This window comes from Pseudoalteromonas sp. APC 3691 (assembly GCF_030408135.1).
Taxonomy (GTDB): domain Bacteria; phylum Pseudomonadota; class Gammaproteobacteria; order Enterobacterales; family Alteromonadaceae; genus Pseudoalteromonas.
In genome coordinates this window covers 17,503-41,840 of sequence record NZ_JASDCB010000024.1, presented here as the reverse complement: position 1 = coordinate 41,840, position 24,338 = coordinate 17,503, and the positions used below count along the sequence as shown (strand labels likewise).

The 24,338-nt window shown below is 38.5% G+C and carries 19 protein-coding genes; 9 read left to right on the top strand and 10 right to left on the bottom strand.

Annotated elements, in window-relative coordinates:
- Nucleotides 1-253: 253 nt before the first annotated feature.
- Complete coding sequence (locus tag QL998_RS09750; RefSeq protein WP_024604772.1) at nucleotides 254-2,140, bottom strand: transglycosylase SLT domain-containing protein; 1,887 nt, start codon at nucleotides 2,138-2,140, stop codon at nucleotides 254-256.
- 192 nt (nucleotides 2,141-2,332) lie between these two features.
- On the opposite strand from QL998_RS09750, the gene fadB reads away from it, so the two are divergent.
- From fadB to tusA, 3 genes are all read left to right on the top strand, one after another.
- Complete coding sequence (gene fadB, locus QL998_RS09745) at nucleotides 2,333-4,492, top strand: fatty acid oxidation complex subunit alpha FadB (protein ID WP_290192584.1); 2,160 nt, start codon at nucleotides 2,333-2,335, stop codon at nucleotides 4,490-4,492.
- Between the two features lie 4 nt (nucleotides 4,493-4,496).
- Complete coding sequence (gene fadA / locus QL998_RS09740; protein ID WP_197186263.1) at nucleotides 4,497-5,666, top strand: acetyl-CoA C-acyltransferase FadA; 1,170 nt, start codon at nucleotides 4,497-4,499, stop codon at nucleotides 5,664-5,666.
- A gap of 292 nt (nucleotides 5,667-5,958) precedes the next feature.
- On the top strand, nucleotides 5,959-6,201 hold the full coding sequence (gene tusA, locus QL998_RS09735) for a sulfurtransferase TusA (RefSeq protein WP_290192583.1): 243 nt from the start codon (nucleotides 5,959-5,961) through the stop codon (nucleotides 6,199-6,201).
- On the opposite strand, the gene QL998_RS09730 is transcribed toward tusA, so the two are convergent.
- From QL998_RS09730 to dnaA, 9 genes are all read right to left on the bottom strand, one after another.
- Nucleotides 6,196-7,128, bottom strand: coding sequence for a retron St85 family RNA-directed DNA polymerase (locus QL998_RS09730; protein WP_290192582.1), 933 nt, complete (start codon nucleotides 7,126-7,128; stop codon nucleotides 6,196-6,198). The genes tusA and QL998_RS09730 overlap by 6 nt on opposite strands.
- The gene (locus QL998_RS09725; RefSeq protein WP_290192581.1) at nucleotides 7,125-8,114 is read right to left on the bottom strand and encodes a retron St85 family effector protein; all 990 of its coding nucleotides are present in this window, start codon (nucleotides 8,112-8,114) and stop codon (nucleotides 7,125-7,127) included. Before QL998_RS09725 ends, QL998_RS09730 begins: the two co-directional genes overlap by 4 nt.
- A gap of 288 nt (nucleotides 8,115-8,402) precedes the next feature.
- Nucleotides 8,403-8,852: a hypothetical protein gene (locus QL998_RS09720; RefSeq protein ID WP_290192589.1), complete on the bottom strand. Its 450-nt coding sequence runs from the start codon at nucleotides 8,850-8,852 to the stop codon at nucleotides 8,403-8,405.
- A gap of 75 nt (nucleotides 8,853-8,927) precedes the next feature.
- On the bottom strand, nucleotides 8,928-10,997 hold the full coding sequence (glyS, locus tag QL998_RS09715) for a glycine--tRNA ligase subunit beta (RefSeq protein WP_290192580.1): 2,070 nt from the start codon (nucleotides 10,995-10,997) through the stop codon (nucleotides 8,928-8,930).
- 2 nt (nucleotides 10,998-10,999) lie between these two features.
- A complete protein-coding gene (gene glyQ, locus QL998_RS09710) occupies nucleotides 11,000-11,902 on the bottom strand; it encodes a glycine--tRNA ligase subunit alpha (protein WP_007584197.1) in 903 nt (300 codons plus the stop codon).
- 140 nt (nucleotides 11,903-12,042) lie between these two features.
- Nucleotides 12,043-14,469, bottom strand: a complete 2,427-nt coding sequence (gene gyrB, locus QL998_RS09705) for a DNA topoisomerase (ATP-hydrolyzing) subunit B (protein ID WP_290192579.1) — start codon at nucleotides 14,467-14,469, stop codon at nucleotides 12,043-12,045.
- A gap of 12 nt (nucleotides 14,470-14,481) precedes the next feature.
- Nucleotides 14,482-15,576 carry a DNA replication/repair protein RecF gene (recF, locus tag QL998_RS09700; protein WP_182195786.1) on the bottom strand — a complete coding sequence of 365 codons (1,095 nt, stop codon included), beginning with the start codon at nucleotides 15,574-15,576 and terminating at the stop codon, nucleotides 14,482-14,484.
- A 15-nt stretch (nucleotides 15,577-15,591) separates the two neighbouring features.
- On the bottom strand, nucleotides 15,592-16,695 hold the full coding sequence (gene dnaN / locus QL998_RS09695) for a DNA polymerase III subunit beta (protein ID WP_004335206.1): 1,104 nt from the start codon (nucleotides 16,693-16,695) through the stop codon (nucleotides 15,592-15,594).
- A gap of 13 nt (nucleotides 16,696-16,708) precedes the next feature.
- A complete protein-coding gene (gene dnaA / locus QL998_RS09690) occupies nucleotides 16,709-18,091 on the bottom strand; it encodes a chromosomal replication initiator protein DnaA (protein WP_004335207.1) in 1,383 nt (460 codons plus the stop codon).
- 518 nt (nucleotides 18,092-18,609) lie between these two features.
- Here dnaA and rpmH point away from each other — a divergent pair.
- The 6 genes from rpmH (at nucleotide 18,610) to mioC (ending at nucleotide 24,225) form a co-directional block, all read left to right on the top strand.
- Nucleotides 18,610-18,744, top strand: coding sequence for a 50S ribosomal protein L34 (rpmH, locus tag QL998_RS09685; RefSeq protein WP_004335215.1), 135 nt, complete (start codon nucleotides 18,610-18,612; stop codon nucleotides 18,742-18,744).
- A gap of 7 nt (nucleotides 18,745-18,751) precedes the next feature.
- Complete coding sequence (gene rnpA, locus QL998_RS09680) at nucleotides 18,752-19,174, top strand: ribonuclease P protein component (protein WP_004335217.1); 423 nt, start codon at nucleotides 18,752-18,754, stop codon at nucleotides 19,172-19,174.
- Nucleotides 19,175-19,303: 129 nt separating this feature from the next.
- The gene (gene yidD, locus QL998_RS09675; protein ID WP_004335219.1) at nucleotides 19,304-19,579 is read left to right on the top strand and encodes a membrane protein insertion efficiency factor YidD; all 276 of its coding nucleotides are present in this window, start codon (nucleotides 19,304-19,306) and stop codon (nucleotides 19,577-19,579) included.
- An 8-nt stretch (nucleotides 19,580-19,587) separates the two neighbouring features.
- Nucleotides 19,588-21,225, top strand: coding sequence for a membrane protein insertase YidC (yidC, locus tag QL998_RS09670; protein WP_024597181.1), 1,638 nt, complete (start codon nucleotides 19,588-19,590; stop codon nucleotides 21,223-21,225).
- A gap of 134 nt (nucleotides 21,226-21,359) precedes the next feature.
- On the top strand, nucleotides 21,360-22,724 hold the full coding sequence (gene mnmE / locus QL998_RS09665) for a tRNA uridine-5-carboxymethylaminomethyl(34) synthesis GTPase MnmE (RefSeq protein ID WP_182195795.1): 1,365 nt from the start codon (nucleotides 21,360-21,362) through the stop codon (nucleotides 22,722-22,724).
- Between the two features lie 1,051 nt (nucleotides 22,725-23,775).
- On the top strand, nucleotides 23,776-24,225 hold the full coding sequence (mioC, locus tag QL998_RS09660; protein WP_170072867.1) for an FMN-binding protein MioC: 450 nt from the start codon (nucleotides 23,776-23,778) through the stop codon (nucleotides 24,223-24,225).
- Nucleotides 24,226-24,338 lie beyond the last annotated feature (113 nt).

Genomic DNA, 24,338 nt, shown 5'->3' with positions numbered 1-24,338 from the left:
TTAAATTAATGATCTATTATAGCGATAAGAGAATAGCTTAATAACAAGGCTAAAATTATGATACATAGTTGTTCTATATAAATAATTTTTAACGCAGTTATTGAGTTATTTAATACGCTAGAATGATCATGTTTTTAATAAAATTGGTATTACCCTAAGCGCTCAAAAAAGGGGGATATTTAACATGTAAACATCCCCCTTATTAATACCTATACCTATCGTGTTAAGTTATTGGTCGATTGGTATCATATATTCAACCGCCCATTTTCATTTCGAGTAGCGGCGCTAATACATTACCTTCTCGGCCCATTCTTGTATGGTAAACCTGCCTGTACGCAAATACATTTTTTACGTAATTGCGGGTTTCGCGATACGGAATAAGCTCTACCCATAACTCAGCCGGAATAGCGTCATCAGGTAACCAACGCTTTATACGGTGATAACCCGCATTATAAGAAGCCGTAGCCAGCACTTCATTGCCATGGTTTTTCTTTTTTAAGTATTGTAAGTAACTCGTACCCAACCTAATATTTGTTTTAGGTTGATATAAACGACTACTTGTCACACTGCCTTTATTTACATACTCAGCAGTACTAGGTAATAACTGCATTAAACCACGCGCATTAGCATGCGAGCGTGCATCTGGCGCAAAAGAGCTTTCGCGCCTTGCAATAGCAATACTCCAAGCAACATCTATCTTGCTACGTTTACTGTAGCGCTCAAAAACATCTTGAAACGCAAACGGAAAACGTTGCTCTACATTATCCCATGCTTTAATTTTTGCTAAAGTAAAAATAGTACTGTCGTGCCAACCTAAATCGGTAGATAACTGTGATGCTGCCAGCTTTTCTTCATCGCTGGAGGTATCCGTTAAGTAATTCCATTCACGGCGCGCCGACGTAAAGCGCTCAATATCATAAAGTGCTTTTGCACGCTTAAAGCCTGGTGCATTACTCACTTTATCTACAAGTACCTTATCGACTGCTAAAGGCTGATTATTTAAATCAACGGGCAACCCCAAACGTGCTGCGGCTAAAAAGCCGTAATAATCACGATTAGCCGCTACTTTTTTCCAGATGTCGTCTGCTTTTTGTTGCTCGCCACGTTGTGCATAGCTATAAGCTAACCAATATTGCTGACCAAGACTTAAATTTTCTTTACCTGTAAAAAATGCAGCAATCCCTTCCCAATCTTGGGTTTTGAGCATATTGCCCAGTTGCCATTGAATAAGCTTGCTGTCTAGTCGCTCTTTTGGCACTTTATTTAGCCAAAAGCTCGCTTGTTTATGCCCGCTAGAGGCAAGTGACAATGCAAAGGTGTAATACACATCCGCTTTTTCTTCATCGCTGTACTTAAATATTTTTTCTAGCTTTTCCCATGCTTTTAAAGCTAGCTCTTTATCGCGCCAAACCAAACGCTTAACACCATAAATAGCTATTTGCCCTTCTTTAGCCGACTTGTTTTTATATCTATATAATCCAGCGGCTGCGCTTGGATCTTTTCGCACTTTTAAATATAAGTCAGCTAAGTAACGCTCCTTACTTGGTAATAAAGTTTTTAAATAAGGTAATAAGCTTTGCGTTCCGCCTTGTGCAGCAAGTGTTACACGCTTCCAAACCGTTTCTTCTTTCATGTAGCCTTTTTTACGCCACGTAGAAAATAAACTATCACAACCATTAGGTTGCGATTTACCTACAGCCCATAAGTCGGTCACCTGATTTAGAATTGCCTTTTCGGGAGCACCTAAATCAAGCTGAAAATCTAAATAAGTACAAGTAAGCTCCGTATTAGACGTTTCACGATAGTTGCGGATATACGCCGCCTTTTCGTTGTTATCTTTTAAATACTCTAACCACGCTTTACGGACCGGCCACTCAAGCGGCGTATGCTGGTATATATTTAAATAGTCTTCTATCTCTGCCTGATGCTTAATACTCGGGTGACGTTGCCAATATGTTTTTTCAACATAAGGTTTTAACGGATGATTTAGGTTATTAACCGCTTGTTTAAAGTCTTGGTAACTGCCGTACCTTACTTTTTTTTCGGCATCTAAAAATGCATCGTTATCGTTACTTGCCTCGGCAGAATGAAGAGGAAAAATGAATGCAGCTGCCGCAACACTTAGTAAATATTTTTTCATAATGTCCTTTAATAAAAATTAAAGTTGTGAATAAAAACTTTTCAACCACCTTAGCACCAAACCAGCTATATTTTAACCAGTCGATTGTAACCGAGTTAAATTTTTCGTTGCATTTTTAATTTAAAGCAAGCACACTGATTGAAATGCAAACTCATCGTACCAGTCTTAGTTCGTCAACTAGGGAGAATAATAATGTTATATAAAAGCGATTCCTTTGAAGTTAGCTTCCTGAAGGAAAACATCGCCGAGTTTAAGTTTTGTGTTGCAGGTTCTGTAAACACACTATCTCAAAAAACTCTTTCAGATTGCGCAGCAGCATTAAAAGAATTAGCCGCCAATACTGATATCAAAGGCATGATTTTTACCAGTGATAAAGACCACTTTATTATTGGTGCCGATATCTTCGAATTTTTACCTACATTTACTAAACCTGAAGAAGAATTAGTAGTGTGGATCAAAAACGCAACAGACGTTTTTGATGCAATTGAAGATTTACCATTCCCAACTCTAAGCGCTATAAACGGTATGGCACTTGGCGGTGGTTGTGAGTGGGCACTTGCTACCGATTATCGTGTGGCAAGCGAAACAGCTAAAATGGGCCTACCAGAAGTTAAACTTGGCATAATGCCAGGGTTTGGTGGCACAGTGCGCTTACCACGTATCATTGGCGCCGATAACGCGATGATGTGGATTACCTCAGGCGCAGAAAACCGCGCAGCAGATGCCCTTAAAGTAGGTGCGTTTGACGCGGTAGTTAGTGCTGACAAACTTCTAGAGTCAAGTGTATCAACACTCGAACTGGCGATTGCTGGTAAGCTAGATTGGCAAGCAAAACGCAACGTAAAACTACAGCCACTTAAATTAAACCGTGTTGAGCAAGGCATGAGCTTTGCTATGGCAGAAGGTATGGTAATGGGTAAAACCAAAGGCCACTATCCTGCACCGGTTATGGCTGTACGTACTATTAAAGCAGCGGCAAACTGTACTCGCGATGAAGCAATGGCAATCGAAAACGCTAACTTTGCTAAATTAGCACGTACACCAGAAGCAGCTGCACAAACAGGTATTTTCCTAGCTGACCAATACATTAAAGGTAAGGCACGTAAATTTGCTAAGCACAGCGATGTAGAAATCAAACAAGCCGCAGTATTAGGTGCTGGTATTATGGGAGGCGGTATTGCATACCAGTCTGCTTATAAAGGCACACCTATTATAATGAAAGACATCCAACAAGATGCACTTGATTTAGGTATGGGTGAAGCGTCTAAGCTATTAGGTGCAAAAGTTAAGCGTGGCCACATGCCAATGGAAAAAATGTTGGCAACACTTAGCAAAATTAAGCCAACACTTAACGAGTCAGATCTACAAAGTGCCAACATTATTGTTGAAGCCGTTGTAGAAAACCCTAAAGTTAAGCAAGCAGTACTAGCGGATCTTGAAAAAAACATGCCAGAAGGCACTGTACTTACTTCAAACACATCAACTATTTGTATTGATTTACTAGCCCAAGCGCTAGATAAGCCAGAAAACTTCTGTGGTATGCACTTTTTCAATCCAGTGCCAAAAATGCCATTAGTAGAAATTATCCGTGGTGCAAAAACATCAGATAAAACTATTAATGCAGTAGTTGATTACGCGCTTAAATTAGGTAAATCGCCAATTGTTGTTAACGATTGCCCAGGCTTTTTTGTAAACCGTGTTTTATTCCCTTACTTTGCAGGTTTTAGCAAGTTAGTGGTTGAAGGCGCTAACTTTGCAAAAGTAGATAAAGTAATGGAAAACGTATTTGGCTGGCCTATGGGTCCGGCTTACTTACTTGATGTTGTAGGTATTGATACAGCATTCCATTGTACTGGCGTAATGGCTGACGGTTTCCCTGAGCGTATGGCTCGTGCGGATAAAGACCCTGTAACTATTTTTGCTAACGAAAAACGTTTTGGTCAAAAGAACAAAGCCGGTTTTTATAAATACGAAACAGATCGTCGCGGTCGTCTTAAAAAGTCTCATGACGAGACAGCAGTTGAGCTACTAAGCCCAATTACAGACGCACCAAAAGAATTTGATAAACAAGAAATCATCGACCGTTGTATGATTCCAATGATCAACGAAGTGCTACTTTGCTTGCAAGAAGGCATTGTTGCCTCGCCGCAAGAAGCAGATATGGCATTAGTTTACGGTGTTGGTTTCCCTCCATTTAGAGGCGGCGCGTTCCGTTACTTAGATCAAACTGGTTTAGCTAACTTTGTTGCAGCAGCAGACAAATACGCTCACCTAGGTGCGATTTACCAAGTATCTGAACAAACTCGCAAGTGGGCCGAAGAAGGTCGTGTTTTCTATAAGGTGGAAGGTTAATATCATGAATAATCCAGTAATTGTAGATTGTATCCGCACACCAATGGGTCGCTCTAAAAGTGGTGTATTCAAACATAAACGTGCTGAAGACTTAAGCGCACATTTAATGAAAGGCTTACTAGATCGCAACCCAGCAGTTGATCCAGCATCAATTGACGATATTTATTGGGGTTGTGTACAGCAAACATTAGAGCAAGGCTTTAACGTAGCACGTAACGCAGCATTACTTGCCGGTATCCCACACAGCGTACCTGCTGTAACGGTTAACCGTTTATGTGGCTCGTCTATGCAAGCATTGCATGACGCAGCACGCGCAATAATGACAGGCGCTGGCGATACTTACCTAATTGGTGGTGTTGAGCACATGGGCCACGTACCTATGACTCACGGCAACGACTTTCACCCAGGCTTAGCAACATCAATTGCACAAGCGTCTGGCTCTATGGGCTTAACAGCAGAATACCTTGCAACGCTTCATGGCATTAGCCGTGAGCAGCAAGATGAATTTGCTTACCGTTCACATCAACGTGCACAAGCTGCCACAGTTGAAGGCCGTTTCCGTCGCGAAATTTTAGCAATGGAAGGTCACGATGCAGATGGTTCGCTTATCTTAGTTGAAGACGACGAAGTAATTCGCCCAGAAACAACAGTAGAAGGTCTATCAAAGCTTCGCCCTGTATTTAATCCTGCATCGGGTACGGTAACAGCCGGTACTTCTTCTGCACTTTCTGACGGCGCATCTGCAATGTTAGTAATGAGCGAAGAAAAAGCAAAAGAACTTGGTTTACCAATTCGTGCGCGTATTAAAGCAATGGCAGTCGCTGGTTGCGATCCATCAATTATGGGTTACGGCCCAGTACCAGCAAGTAAAAAAGCACTTGCACAAGCCGGTATTACAATTGATGACCTAGGCGTAGTAGAACTTAACGAAGCCTTTGCAGCACAATCATTACCTGTAATGAAAGATTTAGGGTTAATGGATGTTGTTGACGAAAAAGTGAATTTAAATGGCGGCGCAATCGCACTTGGTCACCCACTGGGTTGTTCGGGTTCGCGTATTAGCACATCGCTTATTCACTTAATGGAAGACAAAAATGTACGATACGGTTTAGCAACTATGTGTATTGGTTTAGGCCAAGGCATTGCAACTGTATTTGAACGTGTTCAAGACTAATTAGTTTAAACATGTAAAACCATCTTGGTGATTAAAAAGGCGAACTGATTTTATTCAGTTCGCCTTTTTTATTAGCTTCAATTTATGAAAACGACCTTTATCAAACAAGCATGTAACAGCGTAATTATGTGATCGGGCGTATTATTAAATACAGCATTTTAAAACTGCTAAAAGCATTAAGTAAAATAGTTAAATTACATTTGAAATTGCGTTAAACTGCCAAACTTATTAATTGCTATACCTAAGCACTTACGTACGCAGTAATCACTTTAATTAAACAGGCCAATTTATTATGAGCTTTGATAATCCCGATCACCAATTAGATGCCATAGGCCTTCGCTGCCCAGAGCCAGTAATGATGGTACGTGCTGCTATTCGTAAAATGAATGATGGTGAAACGTTATTAATAACTGCTGATGACCCATCAACAACTCGCGACATTCCGAGTTTTTGTACGTTTATGGATCACACGCTGGTGGCTAAAGATGCAGAAGAAGCACCGTATAGATATGTGGTTAAGAAAGGACTCTTATAATTTAAACTTCTTTAGCTTCTCTATAACTTCACAGCTATATTTCAGCTCTAATTTTTTTATAAACAAGGGCTCTATATGAATAGCAAATCCAAGTTCACCGCGAAGCTTCAAAGTCTCCTCATTACTTAAAGTACCTGTAATGAAATGATGAACTTTAGAATGTAGAAGCCTTTTTTTATCTCTTCCTAAAGACAGCTTATTATCATTTGTAATTGTTATACCAGTGATATGACGATTAAACTTTTTAGAAGTATATACAGTTTTTTTTCTATTAACTTTAATTGCACGGCCAAAGCAATCCTTCAAATTTTTGTAAACCAGCTTTTCAATTTGCTTTAAAACATCTTTCTTATTAGTACTAAAGGCCATGTCATCAGCATACCTTGTATAAACTACTCCTAGCTCTTGGCATTTATCTTCTATTTGTTTGTCAAAACTATACATAATCGTATTAGAAATAAATGGAGAGCTTGGTGCTCCAACACTTAGTCTCAAAGTTCCTTTTCGAGTTTTACGCCAAAAAAATAAATTTTCAAACAAAAACAACTCGTCCTTTGTTAAATTTATTTTAGCTTCTTTTAATCTCGCCTTTAGTATTTCAGGAGTAATAGATTCAAAGAACTTGCTAAAATCCATTTTTAAAATATAAGAATTATCTTTATGTTTTGATGCATTTAACTTAATACCAGTTCCAACTTGGTATGCTGTAGCACACTGATGAACTGATAGCTTCGTAGATAAGTGCTCAATAATATATTTTTGTATTGTTTTAACAGTTCGAGCTGGCTGAGCTATCAACCTTTTCTCGGCTGAATTTCTCTTTGGTATATAATATCTTTTGTATCTGAAAGGGATCGTTCGAATAAATGAAATATACTCAGACTCAGATAAATAAAGTTGTTCTTTTAGGTCTTTGTAATAATTCATTTCGTAACCTCGACCTTTTTTATAATATGCTTGAAGACAGCGAACCGTTTTTTATTTGCTTCATCGATTTGCTTATTAAATGTTGGGTTGAAAGAATGAAATAGTTCCCTTGTTGAGTTTTTGAAGTCAAAGCTACTTTTTAATTTAACTTTATTTAGTTCCCTATTAAAAACGTAGTAGTACTTAGTATTACTGTATTCATAACATGAAATTAATTTAAAATTACTAATGAGATAAATTAATCGTGTAACAACCTTTTGTTCAATATCTATTTCCATGCAAATTAAAGCCAATTCAATTTCAGTCAATTTTATTGGTTGAGCCACCCTGATGATTTCATAAATTAAAAAAGCAAGATGCCCACTATTATTTTCATCAAAAACATCTAGCTTTTTTGTTTTGGCATATTTATTTAAGATATCTTCTTTTATAAAGTCAATTTCCTCATAGCCTCCACCAAATTTATCTTTTTTAGGGAATGGATATATACGAACAGAGTCTGCACACTCATCCTTCAAACTTTGTAACGGACCTAAATAAATGAATGAAGAGTATTCTGGAATTTCTTTTTCTATATTACCCTGAACTTCTTCATCAGGTACAAAAACAAGCAGTCTGTTTTTTATTTCTTTTCGATTACAAAATAAACCTAACTCGACTAAAGAGCCCGCACTTTCCAAACAGATAATTATAAGACTTGATATGTTTGCAATATCATCCTCAAAATCCATTAAATCTTTATATGCCCCATCTTTAAAGTAATCTTTTATGTTCTCCGCAAAAACCATATTCCCTTCAAGTACAGATCCCTCTTCATCTAGACTTTCGAATATCAATGCCCTTAAACTATTTTCAAGTATAGGGCCCCCACACACAAAAACTATTGGGGGAGATTTATAATCCACGCGAAAATTTTTCGGCTCTAAATTAGAGAAAGTATTTTCGAGTACGTTGTTATATGAAGTGGTTTTTGACGAAGTACTCAATATACTACCTTTCCTTTTATAATATATTCAGATTTTGAAGTGAAATAGGCTAACCAAATTGGTCAGCCTATTTATTAACTTTACCCTAAAGGATGCGCGGAAGAGTTTTCGTGCGCTCCTGAGGAACGAAGGATCGTGCGAAAACTCTGAGGCGCAACCCTAAATGTTCACAATAAAATAATGTCTAGCGAATCGCCCGACAAGATTGCAAGAAGCAATCCAATATCACGTAAAGTTATTTTAATAGTATATTGATTCACCTACTTATAAAAGTAATTTAATAAAAAATCACTTCTTCGTTACCGTCACTTGTGGCTTATCGTAGTCACTGTAATCAATACTTACTATGTACGTGCCTTTTATTGCTGGTGTGAAACTAAAGTAGTTATAAATAGTATTGCAGTCTGCGATAGCTGGCTGGCCGAGTGTTAGGCTTTGCCCCTCTGGTTGTGCGTCGCTATAACCACAGTTATAACCTTCGCTAAAATCGGCATCTGCTATTTTAAATTCGTACACTTTACCAGGGCTAGAAAATTTAACTTCTGCTTGATAAAGCGCAGGACCAACTGGCGAAAACTGATACTGAGGTTCAGCGTCCCAAAGCGTAAAGTCGCCTCTTAGATAAATTGTTTTATCTAGCTCTTGCTGTGGCAATACATCGTTAATCGAAATTTGGCTTGTACAAGCAGTAAGTAAACCAGCAATTGCTAAGGTTAAAATTCGTTTCATAGAAATCATCAATGGGGTTTCCTTTGCATACAGTGAAAACTAAAAAGCCAGCAAAACGCTGGCTTTTAAAATTGCTAATCGGTGTTATTTTTGTAAAACAGAAATATCTGCAATACCTAAAAACAATCCGCTTAACTGGCTTAATAGCGCAAGACGATTTTGCTTAACTGCTTCATCGTCGGCCATAACCATTACGTTGTCAAAAAAGTTATCAACACTTTGTCGAATACCTGCCAATTGGCTTAATGCTTCTTGGTAGTTTCCATCTGCATAAAGTGGTGCAAGGTCAGTGGCAAATTTTGCTACTTGTGATGCCAATACTTTTTCAGCGTCGTCGCTTAATAAGCTCTCATCAACACTACCTTGGCTGGTAATGTCGTTTTTAGCTAGAATATTACCTACACGCTTATTAGCTGCTGCAAGCGCTTCTGCTGCGTCTAATGTGCGGAAGTGACTCACAGCCTTAACACGGCGATCAAAATCAACAGGTTTAGTCGGACGACGTGCAAGCACAGCTTGAATTACGTCTACTTCAATACCTTCGTCTTGATACCAAGCACGGAAGCGCCCTAGCATAAATTCAAATACGTCAGCCGATACATTTAAGTTAGTTAACTTGTCGCCAAATAATGTTTGCGATTTAGCTACTAGGTCTAAAATATCAAGTGGTAGTTCTTTTTCTACCATAATGCGAAGTGCACCAATAGCAGCACGACGAAGCGCAAATGGGTCTTTGTCACCTTTAGGTGCTTGGCCTATACCAAAAATACCCACCAGCGTGTCAAACTTATCAGCAATCGCTACTGCGCAGCTAATTAAGTTTGTAGGTAAGTTGTCGCCTGCAAAGCGTGGCATGTACTGCTCGTTTTGTGCTATGGCTACATCTTCGGCTTCACCGTCGTGGCGAGCGTAATGCATTCCCATTACACCTTGTACGTCGGTAAATTCCATTACCATTTCTGTCATTAAGTCAGTTTTACTTAATAAGCCTGCACGCTGTGCTAGCACTTTATCAGCACCTAATTGCTCAGCAATATAACCTGCAAGCTCACTAATACGCGCAGACTTATCTTTAAGCGTACCAAGTTGTTTTTGGAACAATACGCTATCAAGCGACTCTAATCGGCTTTCTAGGGTTTTCTTTTTATCTGTTTCAAAGAAGAACTGTGCATCGGCTAAACGCGGGCGCACTACTTTTTCGTTACCAGAAATAACCACACTTGGATCTTTACTTTCGATGTTAGATACAAACAAAAACTTATTTAAAAGTTTGCCGTTTTGATCTAATAACGGGAAATATTTTTGATCGTCTTTCATGGTGTAAATTAACGCTTCGGCTGGTACATCTAAAAATGCTTCTTCAAATGTTGCCGTTAAAGTAACTGGCCACTCTACAAGTGATGTTACTTCTTCTAGTAAATCTTCATCCATTGCAACAACAGCGTTAACTGCGCTTGCAGCCTCTTCTATTTGTGCACGAATTTGCGCTTTACGTTGCTCGTAATCAGCAATAACGTAAGCCGATTTAAGTACGTCAAAAACGTCGTCTGCATGGTTAATACTAATTTTTTCTGGGTGATGAAAACGATGACCTTGAAGCTGGTTAGTTATTTTCTTACCAAGGATCTCGCCTTCAAGTAGCTCATCACCAAATAAAATAGTTACTGTATGCACAGGACGAATAAATTGTGTTTTATTCGCGCCCCAACGCATTGGCTTAGGAATTGGTAATTTAGCTAACGCTTTAGTAATTGCGCCTGTCATTAGCGATTTGGTTTCTTGCCCTGCTACTTTAGCAATGTGCAATAACCATGCGCCTTTATCAGTCTCAAGTGTTTGTGCGTCTTTTACTTCAATACCACAACCACGTGCCCAACCCATTGCTGCTTTTGTTGGGTTACCTTCACCGTCAAATGCGGCTTTAGTAGCTGGACCGCGTTTTTCAACTTCTTTGTCTTGTTGCTTAGCTTCAAGCGCTTTTACTTGTAAACCTAAACGACGAGGCGATGCATACCAACTTACGCCTTGGTGTGCTAACTCTAATGTTTCTAGCTCTGCAGTTAAGTTTGCTGCAAAGGCTTCTGCTAGTTTACGCAGTGCTTTTGGTGGCAACTCTTCGGTGCCAATTTCTACTAATAAATTTTGTGCTGACATGCTTACTTATCCTTACACAGCGGGAAACCAAGCGCTTCGCGTTTGTCATAGTAACTTTGTGCACACGCTTTAGATAACGCACGTACGCGTAAAATATAACGTTGACGTTCTGTTACCGAAATAGCGTGGCGTGCGTCTAGTAAGTTAAATGCGTGCGATGCTTTCATTACTTGCTCGTAAGCTGGTAGTGGTAAGTTAGCTTCAATTAACTTTTGGCTTTCTGCTTCGCATTTATCAAACTGAGCAAATAAGTCTTCTACGTTTGCGTGTTCAAAATTGTAAGTAGACTGCTCTACTTCATTTTGATGGAACACGTCGCCGTATGTTACACGCCCTAGTGGACCGTCTGCCCATACTAGGTCGTAAATACTATCTACGCCTTGAATGTACATTGCTAAACGCTCTAGGCCGTAAGTAATCTCACCTGTTACAGGTGAACATTCAATACCGCCAACTTGCTGAAAGTAGGTAAACTGCGTTACTTCCATGCCGTTTAACCAAATTTCCCAACCTAAGCCCCAGGCACCTAATGTAGGTGATTCCCAGTTGTCTTCTACAAAGCGAACTTCGTGAGTTAGCGTATCGATACCCATAGCCGCTAAAGAGCCTAAGTAAAGCTCTTGGATGTTATCTGGCGATGGCTTTAAAACAACTTGGAATTGGTAGTAGTGTTGTAAGCGATTTGGGTTTTCACCGTAACGACCATCGGTAGGACGACGACACGGTTGCACGTATGCACTTGCCATTGGCTCTGGACCAATAGACTTTAAAAATGTTTGCGGGTGAAATGTCCCTGCGCCCACTTCCATATCAAGTGGTTGAATAATGACACAGCCTTGCTGCGCCCAATAATCCTGTAAAGCCAGGATCAAACCTTGAAAGGTTTTTACGTCATATTTTTGCATATTTGGCTTTTTACTATCTAAGAAGTAGCGTGAAAATTACCCTTAGTATACCGTGTGTACACTCAGGTTTTAAGCAGTTTGTGTAATTGAAAAAATAAAAAAGGAGCCATTAGGCTCCTTTTTCGGTGTAAGTAATATTTTTACACGTCTAGATTAACTACGCGTAGAGCGTTAGTTTCGATAAACTCTCTACGAGGCTCTACTTGATCACCCATTAAGGTGGCAAATAATTGATCCGCGCCAACAGCATCTTCAATCGTTACTTGTAACATACGACGAGCACTAGGATCCATTGTTGTTTCCCAAAGCTGGCTTGGGTTCATTTCACCCAGTCCTTTATAGCGTTGAATGTAGATCCCGCGCTTAGATTCTGTGATCAACCATTCCAAAGCATCCACAAAGTTATCAACAGGTTTTGTTTTCTCACCACGTTGAATATAAGCACCTTCTTTTAGGATGTTTGCAATGTTAGTACCAGTCATAGCAATGCGTTGGTAGTCACGTGATGCAATAAAGTCATAATGAAGTACATGTGCTTTATCAACACCGTGCTGACGAATATTCACAACCGGGTAATACATATTACGCTCAGCGTCAAACTCTGTACCCGCATGGAAAATAGTTGCATCTTCATCACGTGCAATCAGGTCATCAACTAACTCTTTTGTCCAAGCAATTACTTTAGCTTCGTCAGAAAGGTCATCAGTTTTCAACTCTGTTTGGTAGATTAAGCGTTCCATTACCGTGTTAGGATATTTACGCTTTAAACGCTCAATAACTTTAACTGTATTTTGGTAATCGTGAACGACTTTCTCAAGCGCTTCACCTTCTAGCGCAGAAGCATCTGCACTTGGATATAAAGCCGCATTATTAAGTGCAAGCGACGTTAAGTATTCTACTAATGCAGGATCATCTTTAATATAACGCTCTTGCTTACCTTTTTTCACTTTATAAAGTGGTGGTTGAGCAATATAAATATAACCGCGTTCTACAATTTCAGGCATTTGACGATAGAAGAATGTTAGTAGTAACGTACGAATGTGAGAACCATCCACGTCCGCATCGGTCATGATGATGATACGGTGATAACGTAATTTCTCAGGGTTATATTCGTCACGACCAATACCACACCCTAATGCAGTAATTAGTGTTGCTACTTCTTGCGAAGATAACATTTTATCAAAACGTGCTTTTTCTACGTTTAATATTTTACCTTTAAGCGGAAGAATAGCTTGGTTTTTACGGTTACGTCCCTGCTTGGCTGATCCGCCAGCAGAGTCCCCTTCCACAATATATAGTTCAGATTGGGCTGGGTCTTTTTCTTGGCAATCAGCTAGCTTACCTGGTAAGCCTGCTAAGTCCATCGCACCTTTACGTCGTGTCATTTCACGGGCTTTACGCGCAGCTTCACGAGCACGTGAGGCATCAATAATCTTACCTACAACAATTTTGGCATCAGTTGGGTTTTCTAGTAAAAACTCAGTGAATTTTTCAGCCATTGCTTGTTCAACAGCAGATTTAACTTCACTTGATACTAGCTTGTCTTTAGTTTGCGATGAGAACTTAGGATCAGGAACTTTAACACTAACAACAGCCGTTAAGCCTTCACGGGCATCATCACCGGTAGCATTGCTGGTTGTTTTAGCTTTCTTGTTAAAGCCTTCTTTTTCCATGTAGTTATTAAGTGTACGTGTTAGCGCTGATCTAAAACCGGCTAAGTGAGTACCACCATCACGTTGTGGAATATTATTTGTGAAACAGTAAATGTTTTCTTGGTATGCATCATTCCACTGCATTGATACTTCAACACTAATACCATCTTCTTCACGTTCGTGAGTAAAATGGAACACACCTTTATGTATAGGTGTTTTATTACGGTTTAAGTATTCTACGAAAGCTTGAATACCGCCTTCATATTTAAAGTGGTCAGATTTATTTTCTTCACGCTCATCATTTAAGATGATGCTCACACCTGAGTTTAGGAATGAAAGCTCGCGTAAACGCTTAGCTAAAATGTCGTAATGAAAATCTAAATTTGTGAATGTTTCAGCGCTTGGCCAAAAACGTAATTCTGTACCAGTTGTTTCTGAGTCACCAATTACAGCTAAAGGTGCATCTGGAACACCCATAGTATAAAACTGCTCATGAAGCTTACCTTCACGACGAACAGTCAGTTTTAGTTTTTCTGAAAGTGCATTTACAACAGAAACACCAACACCATGTAAGCCACCCGATACTTTATAAGAGTTATCATCAAACTTACCACCGGCATGAAGTACCGTCATAATAACTTCGGCTGCAGATACGCCTTCTTCTTCATGGATAGAAGTTGGGATACCACGACCGTTATCTCGAACTGAGACAGAACCGTCTAAGTGAATCGTTACATAAATATCATCACAATGACCTGCTAAGGCTTCATCGATCGAGTTATCAACGACCTCAAACACCATGTGGTGTAAGCCTGTGCCATCATCGGTGTCCCCAATATACATTCCAGGACGCTTTCTTACTGCGTCTAATCCTTTAAGTACTTTAATACTCGACGAGTCATAATTCTCAGACATGGTTAATCCCACTTATCTTGTTATTAGGTTGCCATGTTTCACGTGGAACATTTGTAGTTCTCGTTGCATGGGTTCCACCACAGCAGAAATACTTTCAGATAAAATTGAAGAGATAAAAATTTGAGAACTGCAGTGAGCAAGTAATTGTCCCACTTTCTCTTTTGTATCTTCGCCTAATTCTGAAGGTAGATCATCTATTAGCAATATAGATTGCTTATCTGTCTCTGACTCAATTAAGCTATTTTGCGTAACTTTCAACGCATACAATAATAGCTTCAATTGACCGCGTGAGAATGTATTCTCCACACTGTTGCCAACGACACTAAAACTAAAATCGGCCTTATGAGGGCCTTTACTTGTAAACCCTTGGCGAGCATCTCGCTCAAAGTTTTGCTCTAACGCATCTGCAAGAGATTCAGTCTCTTTCCAGCCTGCGCTAAAGGTCATTTCTAAATCACGTACAAGCGTCAATTCTGCACACATTTTATCAAAAAATTGCTGCTTAAACCTACTTATATACGCCAATCTTAATTTATTTATTTCTTCAGCCAGTCTAACAAATTCTTTGTCCCAAAACTTAATTTGGTCAAAATAATTCTTGGGCTTAGTTTTTAATAATGCATTACGTTGTTTAAGTACTTTATTAAATGATTGCCACAAAAAAAAGAACTCATGTTCCACGTGGAACAAACCTAAATCTAAAAACTTTCTGCGCTCTTTAGGTCCACCAAAAAACAAAGAATAACTCTCTGGTGTAATAATTTGTACAGGCATAAGTTGAGCTAGTTCTGATATCTTACGGCTCGCCTTACCTTGAATTTTTAAATTGGTCTCACCCGTTTGCGTTTTACTAATACCAATTGGAATTGATAAATCGTGTATTGTTTTACGCCCGTGAATTACAAATTGCTCTTGCTGGTGCGCAATAATACTTTTGTGTTTTGGAGTACGAAAAGATTTGCCATGAGAAAGGTAATATATAGCCTCTAAAAGGCTGGTTTTTCCGCTGCCATTTTCACCATAAATTATATTAACGCCGTTGACTGGTTCTAGCGTCAGCGCCTCAATATTACGAAAATATTTGAGGCTCAAATGACTTAAGCTCATTATGTATTTATAGTCTTATAAACGCATAGGCATAACAACGTACATTGCTTCTTCATCGCCTGCACCTTCAATTAATGCACTGCTGTTTGAGTCGGCTAATGTAAATAGTACGTCTTCTGTTTTTAATGTGTTTAGTACATCTAATACGTAAGACACGTTGAATCCTATTTCTAGGTCCGCGCCTTCGTAACTTACTTCAACAACTTCTTCAGCTTGTTCTTGCTCTGGGTTATTGGCAGTAATTTTTAATAAACCGTTTGATAGGTTTAAGCGTACACCACGAAATTTTTCATTCGATAAAATAGACACTCGTTGAAACGCATTTCGTAACCATTCTCGGTTAGCTGTAATTACTTTGTCGCCACCACGTGGTAATACACGACGGTAATCAGGAAAGCGTCCATCAACTAGCTTACTTGTAAATGTAAACTCAATATCAATAATACGTATATGGTTAGCACCAAACTGAATTGTAACCAATTCGTCGTCAGCTACCATAAGGCGCATAATTTCTTGCACACCTTTGCGAGGTATAATTAATTGACGTTGAGTGTTAAGCGATTGCGTTAATTGCTTTTGTGCAATAGCTAAACGGTGGCCATCTGTTGCTACTGTTTTTATGTCTGTATTATCTACTTCAAACGACATACCGTTTAAGTAATAACGTACGTCTTGATTCGCCATCGAAAAATGCGTGCTTTCAAGTAACTTACGAAGCTCTAAACGAGTTAGTTGAAATTCAACCTCACCATCCCACTGCTCTAAATTGGGAAAATCATCAGCTGATAAAGTCGTTAATGAAAAACGGCTTTTACCACTGGTTAAAAGTAATTGGTGCTCTTGCAAGCTTAAAGTAATGTCTGAACCATCAGGTAGACTTTTACAAATATCGAGTAACTTTTTAGCGGGTAACGTTAGTTTTGTATCGGCAATATCATCACCTACAAATACGCCAGAAACTAATTCAATTTCAAGGTCAGTACCCGTCATTGAAAGTTGTCCGTTTTCTACCACTAACAAAACGTTAGATAAGATTGGTAGTGTGTGTTTGCGCTCTATTGCACCCGACACTTGCACCAATGGCTTTAAAAATTGTTGTCTTGATATTGTTATTTGCATAATAAAGTCAGCCCTAAGATGACAATGTTCTTATTAAGTTTTGGTAATCTTCTTTAATTTCGTGGCTTTCGTCACGTAGTGATTTTATCTTACGACATGCGTGTAATACGGTCGTATGATCGCGTCCACCAAATGCGTCACCAATCTCAGGCAAGCTGTGATTAGTTAATTCTTTAGATAGTGCCATGGCAACTTGGCGTGGCCTTGCTATAGAGCGGCTGCGGCGCTTAGACAATAGATCTGACACCCGAATTCGGTAGTACTCAGCAACGGTGCGCTGAATATTATCTATCGTAACCAGCTTATCTTGCAAGGCAAGTAAATCGCGTAGTGCTTCTTTTACAAAATCAATCGAAATTGGACGACCTGTAAAATTAGCATTAGCAATTACACGGTTAAGTGCGCCTTCTAGTTCACGTACATTTGAACGTAATTTTTTGGCGATAAAAAAGGCAACTTCATGTGGTAAGTTAATCTTACTTTGCTGTGCTTTTTTCATCAAAATAGCAACGCGAGTTTCAAGCTCTGGTGGCTCAATCGCGATTGTTAATCCCCAACCAAAACGTGATTTAAGACGGTCTTCGACCCCTTCAATCTCTTTTGGATAACGGTCAGAGGTTAAAATAATTTGTTGGTTGCCTTCAAGTAATGCATTAAAGGTATGAAAAAACTCTTCTTGTGAACGCTCTTTATTAGCAAAAAATTGAATATCATCAATCATTAATGCGTCAACACTGCGGTAATAGCGCTTAAATTCTTCTATCGCATTATTTTGCAGTGCCTTTACCATATCTTGAACAAAGCGTTCTGAATGCATGTAAACAATTTTAGCATCTGGCTTGTTTGCCATAATGCCGTTACCTACTGCATGTAATAAGTGAGTTTTACCTAAACCAGTACCACCGTAAATAAATACAGGATTAAAAGCAGAGCCAGGATTATCGGCAACTTGAGTAGCCGCTGCTTTTGCTAATTGGTTTGATTTACCCTCAACAAAGCTGTCAAAGGTATAATTTTCTTTAATGTTAGATTTGTAACCTGATTTAGGCGCAGGTTCAACAACAGGCTTTTGCTCACGAGGCTGTTGTTTTGTAGAAGCTTGTGGTGCTGATTGAGTTTCTATAACCGGTGCAGCTTGAGCATTTAATAAAGGCTTACTACCTACATCAAAACGTAGTTTTGGTGCTTCAACACCACAAATTTCTACTAATAATTCGTTAATTCTATTTAGGTACTTTTCTCTTACCCAATCAAGCACAAAGCGATTAGGTGCATAAATCGTCAAGGTATCTTCGGTACTTTCTGCTTGTAGTGGTCTTACCCACATACTGAATTGCTGCGAAGGCAGCTCATCTTGCAATACATATAAACAACTTTGCCAAACCGACAGATACACAGTTAAACTCCCAGAGATATAATTTTTATTCCCGCACATCATTAATGATTATAAATCATACATTTATTGCGTTCAAATAGTCCAATAAGCGACCCAAGACCGCGTATTATGAAGGCACTTTATCCACAAGTAAAAGATTGATTTTTATAAAATTGTTGATATCGATGTATAAAATCACTAACAACCTGATTTAAAACAGTTTTTATTTTAGATCCGAAGAGGAGATCATAACAAAATAACACCAAGATCGCGAACCAAATTTACGATCCAATTTTCTTTTCCCCCGCTTTTATTCACTTTTTATACAGGGGCTGTGGAAAACTTCTTATTTATGATGATCCTATCAGATCGCTCTACATGATCTCTTTATGAACCATAAGTAGGCTCTATACTGCGAACGTAATTATGATTGACTTTACGTTACTTACTCTATAATATCTCGCGCTCGCAATGGCACCTATGCCAGGATCGCGACCTGTATAGGATGTTTTAACTTTAACCGATCGGATGAGATTGTTATGAAAAGAACTTTTCAACCTAGCGTTTTAAAACGCAAACGTGCACACGGCTTCCGTGCTCGCATGGCAACTGTAAATGGCCGTAAAGTATTAGCACGTCGCCGCGCTAAAGGCCGCAAAGTTCTTTCTGCTTAATTTATAAGTGGAAGACTTTAGCTTTGGCAGGGAGTTACGTCTGTTAACTCCCTCGCATTACTCTCGCATATTTAATGAACCCGCTCGGGCTGCAACTCCTTTCTTTACTCTATTAGCTAAACCAAATGACCAAGAAAAACCTCGGTTAGGTCTTACTGTTGCTAAAAAACGCGTAAAAAAGGCATGCCAACGAAACCGTATTAAACGTCTCGCTCGCGAAAGTTTTCGTTTAAATCAACACAGCATCGATAATATTGATATTGTGCTTATGGTGAAAAGTGGTATTGATGAACAGTCTAATGAAGAATTAACCAAACAACTTACTAAATTATGGCGAAAAATTAACGAACGCTGTAAACCAGGTGCACCTAAACCGCCACCTTTTAAGAAACGCCCAAACAAATCAGCTAAATCTAATAAACAAACCTAATTGCAATAGAATTGCAGGGTTAATTAATGTATCTTTAGCTCACCTTTTAATCATGCATTTAAAATTTCTAATTGAGTCTTTAAATACATGATATCTATCTCACTAAACTTAAGTAGGGGCATAAACATCATGAGGTTAATTAAACCACTTGTTGCTTTTCCTAAGATTTGTTTAGTGTTATTTATCCGCGGTTATCAAAAGTGGATTAGCCCGCTGTTAGGTCCGCATTGTCGTTTTAATCCAAGCTGCTCACATTATGCAATTCAAGCAATTAATTTGCATGGATTTATAAAAGGTAGTTGGTTAGCTTTAAAACGCATATTAAAATGCCATCCTTTACATTCAGGTGGAGACGACCCCGTACCTGAAAAATTAACCCATATTAACCACCAACACGAGAAATAAGAGCTGTTATGGAATCGCAACGCACGTTTTTATTAATTGGCCTAATGCTAGTGTCGTTTTTATTGTTCCAAGAATGGGATAATGATTACAACAAGCCTAAAGCCGATCCAAGTGCCACAACACAAACACTACAAGCAAATTCACCAGAGTCGGATGATTATATTCCTTCATCGTCAGATTCAGGTTTACCCGCTTCAGCAACTTTAGCTAAACGTTCAGTTATTGAAATCACAACTGACGTTTTTAAAGTTAAAATTGACACCAAAGGCGGTGACATTGTTGAAACAGACCTTCTTCAATACGAAGAAACTAAAGGAAGTGAAACACCTTATATGCTTCTTGGTCAGCTTGATAGTGGCAAACAATACTTTTCACAAAGTGGCTTAATTGGCTTAAATGGCCCTGACGCGTCAGCTAACGGTCGCCCTACTTATAGTACCGAACAAAAATCATATACCTTAACGGGTGATGAGCTTCGCGTTCCACTTCAGTTTACTGATAGTAATGGTGTTAGTTTTACTAAAACATATGTATTCAAAAAAGGTCAGTATGACGTAGGCTTAGAATACAAAATTAACAACACTACCAGCGCACCTCTTCAAGTACAGCTATACACGCAAATTAAGCGTACCGTACAAGAAAAAGGTAGCATGGTTGATCAAAACTATTTAGGTGCTGCATACGGTACTGACGAAGAACCATATGAAAAGTATAGTTTTTCAGATATGGCTGATAAAAACCTAAACAAAAACACGCAAGGTGGTTATGTTGCATTTATACAACATTACTTTGTAAGTGCTTGGGTTCCAATGCAGGATCAAACAAATACAATTTATAGCTTAATTACAAAAAGTAATGCCGCTATTATTGGTGCTAAAGATCCCGCTGTAAATATTCAAGCTGGTAGTGAGCAAACACTAACTGCTACTTATTATATGGGTCCGAAAGAGTCAGATATTCTTGAAGCGATTCACCCAGACTTAGACTTAACTGTAGATTACGGTTGGTTATGGTTTATTTCGCAACCTTTATTTGTATTGCTAAAATGGCTACATAGCATTTTAGGTAACTGGGGTGTAGCAATTATTGCCATCACTATTATCGTTAAATCGTTAATGTACCCACTTACTAAAGCGCAATACACTTCAATGGCAAAAATGCGTGCGCTACAGCCTAAAATGGCAGCTCTTAAAGAAAAGTTTGGTGACGACCGTCAAAAGTTCGGCCAAGCAACTATGGAAATGTACAAAAAAGAAAAAGTTAACCCAATGGGTGGCTGTTTCCCTATTTTACTTCAAATGCCGATTTTCTTAGCCTTGTTCTACGTATTCTTAGAATCTACTGAACTTCGCCATGCTGAATTTATTTTTTGGTTAACTGACCTTTCTGCACAAGACCCGTACTACGTATTACCAATCTTATTTGGTGCGAGTATGTTTGTGACGCAAAAACTACAGCCTATGACGGTAACTGATCCAATGCAGCAAAAAATGATGACCTTTATGCCGGTTATCTTCTCTGTATTCTTCTTATGGTTCCCATCGGGTTTAGTTCTTTACTGGTTAGTGTCTAACCTTATTTCTATTGTCCAGATGTTAATCATCTACCGTGGCATGGAAAAGAAAGGAATTAAAGTAAGAGGCTAACTAAGCTCCTACTTATATAAAGGCGACTTCGGTCGCCTTTTTTATTGCCTGTTTTTCACCAGAGTATTCGCGAGTGTTTATTTCATAGGTTACAATACCGCCATAAAGTTACTCATCGTTGGCAAATTAATAGCATGATCAATCAAGATACAATTGCAGCACAAGCAACTGCCCCCGGACGTGGTGGTGTTGGTATTATTCGCGTTTCAGGCAGCCTTGCTAAAAGTGTCGCCGAAAAAGTAGTAGGTAAAATTCCTAAAGTTCGCTACGCCGATTACGTGCCATTTAAAAGCCTAGCTGGCGAGCAACTTGACCAAGGTATTGCCATTTACTTTGCAGGTCCTAACTCATTTACTGGTGAAGACGTACTTGAATTACAAGGCCACGGCGGTCCTGTAGTACTTGATATGCTACTTAAAGAAATTAGTAAAATAGAGGGCGTTCGTTTAGCAAAGCCTGGTGAGTTTTCTGAGCGCGCATTTATGAATGACAAGCTTGATTTAACACAAGCAGAGGCCATCGCCGACTTAATTAATGCTACGAGCGAACAAGCTGCCAAAAGCGCCCTACAGTCTCTCCAAGGTGAATTTTCTAAACACATAGAAACGCTTGTAGAAAAAGTAATTCACTTACGTATGTATGTAGAAGCGGCAATAGATTTTCCAGATGAAGAAATTGATTTTTTATCAGACGGTAAGGTATCAGGCGACTTAGACGCCATTATTTCCCAACTTAATACCGTAACCAACCAAGCAAAACAAGGTAGCATCATGCGCGAAGGTATGCGTGTTGTTATTGCTGGTCGCCCAAATGCCGGTAAATCAAGCCTACTAAACGCCCTAGCCGGTCGTGAAGCTGCAATCGTAACAGAAATAGCCGGTACCACTCGCGACGTACTACGAGAGCATATACATATAGATGGTATGCCATTGCATATTATAGATACCGCAGGCCTACGAGAGAGCCCAGATAGAGTAGAACAAATAGGTATTGAACGGGCGTGGGATGAAATAAACCAAGCCGATCGCGTTTTATTTATGCTTGATGGCACTGACACTATAGATACTGACCCGCATAAAATTTGGCCTGAATTTATGGCCAAATTACCAGAAGGTATGGGGGTTACGGTCATCAGAAATAAAGCTGATTTATCGGGTGATATAGTCGGAATGGAGCAAGAGCAACAATACCCGGTCATCAGCTTAAGTGCTAAAAATGCTGACGGTATTGAACTTGTTCGCGAGCATTTAAAAGCCTGTATAGGCTTTCAAGGCGCAACAGAGGGTGGCTTTATGGCGCGCCGTCGTCATTTGGATGCGCTAGAGAGTGCTGCGTATCATTTAGAAACAGGTAAAACACAATTAGAAATGCACATTGCTGGTGAAATATTGGCTGAAGAACTGCGTTTAACACAGCAGTATTTAAACGAAATAACCGGTGAATTTACCTCAGACGACTTACTTGGCAAGATATTTAGCTCATTTTGTATTGGTAAATAAGCACCTTATTACAGATATATGTTTATTATAAGAGCACTTAGGTGCTCTTTTTTTATGTAAAATATTCACTATAAAATATGTATTTATACCGTCAATCCCAGCCAGTTCTGCCAATAAAATCATACCCAAAGCGATAATTATTACCAGCTAGATTATGTAGATTAGATTGTAGAAAGAGCCTTTAAGTAAGGGATTAATAGCGCAAGTAACACCCATTTTAAGGTCAAAACCGATACATATTTCAAACAAAAATACGTTTTAAAATCGTTATCCTCCACACAAAAGTTAGTTATAAATAGCTTTTTTATAATTACCTAGCTCATAAAAACTAATGTTATTTGCTCAATTTAAGAGCTAAAACGTGACAATAAACACTCTAAATAATCAACTTTATACAACATATGGACAGACGATCACTGCGGCTTTTTAATAAAAATGACTCGAGATTTGAGTGCATCAAACTTTTGATCTACTAATCCACCAGCAAAATACATAAAAAAGCAGCTATAAATACGCATTAAATTAAATATATTGAGATCACTTATCCACAAATCCTAATTTTTAGCTCAAATAAATAGTAAATTGAGCCACCTCGCAGAGAAAAACCTAATGATCTATTAAAAATTATCTGTTTATAAGCTTATTTTTAATTAATTTCGTTAGATCAGCTCAATTAGATCATTTTTAAAAATTATTTTCGATCTAAATTTAAGGTTATCAACAGGCTTTATATCCACATTATGATCAACAAGTATTTTTAATTGGGATATTTACAATTTAATTTTTTACTGACAAGTAATATCAATAACTTAGCGAATATAAAACAACACTTTAAGCAGAGCTTTCCCCACTGTTATCAACAACTTGATCAGAAGATTACATTTAAAGATAATTTGTTAAATACTATATTATCAATAACTTAAAGACACAATTTTGATTGAGTGTAAAATTACCGCAAAAATAGTTATACAAAAAAGCACTCTTAACTTTACTGTTATCCTCACTCAGTTATCATAGGCGGTAATTAAAACCAATGTGATCACTAATATTCATGAGTTCAGTAAATCTTATTGTCGGCAGCCAAATGGGATCGGCCGAGTATGTTGCAGAGCAATTAAGCGACGCGCTTAATAACCTTGGTATTACTACGCAACTACATGATCAACCTGAATTTAGCGATATTGATCAGCAAAATACCATTTGGTTAATCTGCACATCAACTTATGGTGCAGGTGATTACCCTGAAAATCTTATTAGTTTTGTTGAAGATGTAGCTCAAGCAGATGATTTATCTGAATTAAAATATTCTGTAATCGCTTTAGGCGACACTAGTTATGATACTTATAACCTAGCAGGACGCAATATAGATGCCTTATTAACTCAAAAAGGCGCTATAAAAGTAGCTGAACGTTTAGAGCTTAATATTCTCGATGAAGCACTACCAGAAGACACTGCATTAACATGGTTAGACTCTTGGATAACTCAAACAGGCATAAAATAGATAGATCAAGTAAAAAGTTATATATAAAGTTACCCACAATTTACTAATAATTTAATAGGTTTTGTGGATAAAGATTGAATAAACTGCGTTTTAAAGCATGCTTATCCATTGGA

What these genes read in the sequence shown, in the direction of transcription:
- fadB (WP_290192584.1), top strand. Translation starts at nt 2,333, where the DNA reads ATGTTATATAAAAGCGATTCCTTTGAAGTTAGCTTCCTGAAGGAAAAC.
- gyrB (WP_290192579.1), bottom strand. Translation starts at nt 14,469, where the DNA reads ATGTCTGAGAATTATGACTCGTCGAGTATTAAAGTACTTAAAGGATTA.
- yidC (WP_024597181.1), top strand. Translation starts at nt 19,588, where the DNA reads ATGGAATCGCAACGCACGTTTTTATTAATTGGCCTAATGCTAGTGTCG.
- recF (WP_182195786.1), bottom strand. Translation starts at nt 15,576, where the DNA reads ATGAGCTTAAGTCATTTGAGCCTCAAATATTTTCGTAATATTGAGGCG.
- fadA (WP_197186263.1), top strand. Translation starts at nt 4,497, where the DNA reads ATGAATAATCCAGTAATTGTAGATTGTATCCGCACACCAATGGGTCGC.
- mioC (WP_170072867.1), top strand. Translation starts at nt 23,776, where the DNA reads ATGAGTTCAGTAAATCTTATTGTCGGCAGCCAAATGGGATCGGCCGAG.
- rpmH (WP_004335215.1), top strand. Translation starts at nt 18,610, where the DNA reads ATGAAAAGAACTTTTCAACCTAGCGTTTTAAAACGCAAACGTGCACAC.
- QL998_RS09730 (WP_290192582.1), bottom strand. Translation starts at nt 7,128, where the DNA reads ATGAATTATTACAAAGACCTAAAAGAACAACTTTATTTATCTGAGTCT.
- mnmE (WP_182195795.1), top strand. Translation starts at nt 21,360, where the DNA reads ATGATCAATCAAGATACAATTGCAGCACAAGCAACTGCCCCCGGACGT.
- QL998_RS09720 (WP_290192589.1), bottom strand. Translation starts at nt 8,852, where the DNA reads ATGATTTCTATGAAACGAATTTTAACCTTAGCAATTGCTGGTTTACTT.
- tusA (WP_290192583.1), top strand. Translation starts at nt 5,959, where the DNA reads ATGAGCTTTGATAATCCCGATCACCAATTAGATGCCATAGGCCTTCGC.
- glyQ (WP_007584197.1), bottom strand. Translation starts at nt 11,902, where the DNA reads ATGCAAAAATATGACGTAAAAACCTTTCAAGGTTTGATCCTGGCTTTA.
- dnaN (WP_004335206.1), bottom strand. Translation starts at nt 16,695, where the DNA reads ATGCAAATAACAATATCAAGACAACAATTTTTAAAGCCATTGGTGCAA.
- QL998_RS09750 (WP_024604772.1), bottom strand. Translation starts at nt 2,140, where the DNA reads ATGAAAAAATATTTACTAAGTGTTGCGGCAGCTGCATTCATTTTTCCT.
- glyS (WP_290192580.1), bottom strand. Translation starts at nt 10,997, where the DNA reads ATGTCAGCACAAAATTTATTAGTAGAAATTGGCACCGAAGAGTTGCCA.
- yidD (WP_004335219.1), top strand. Translation starts at nt 19,304, where the DNA reads ATGAGGTTAATTAAACCACTTGTTGCTTTTCCTAAGATTTGTTTAGTG.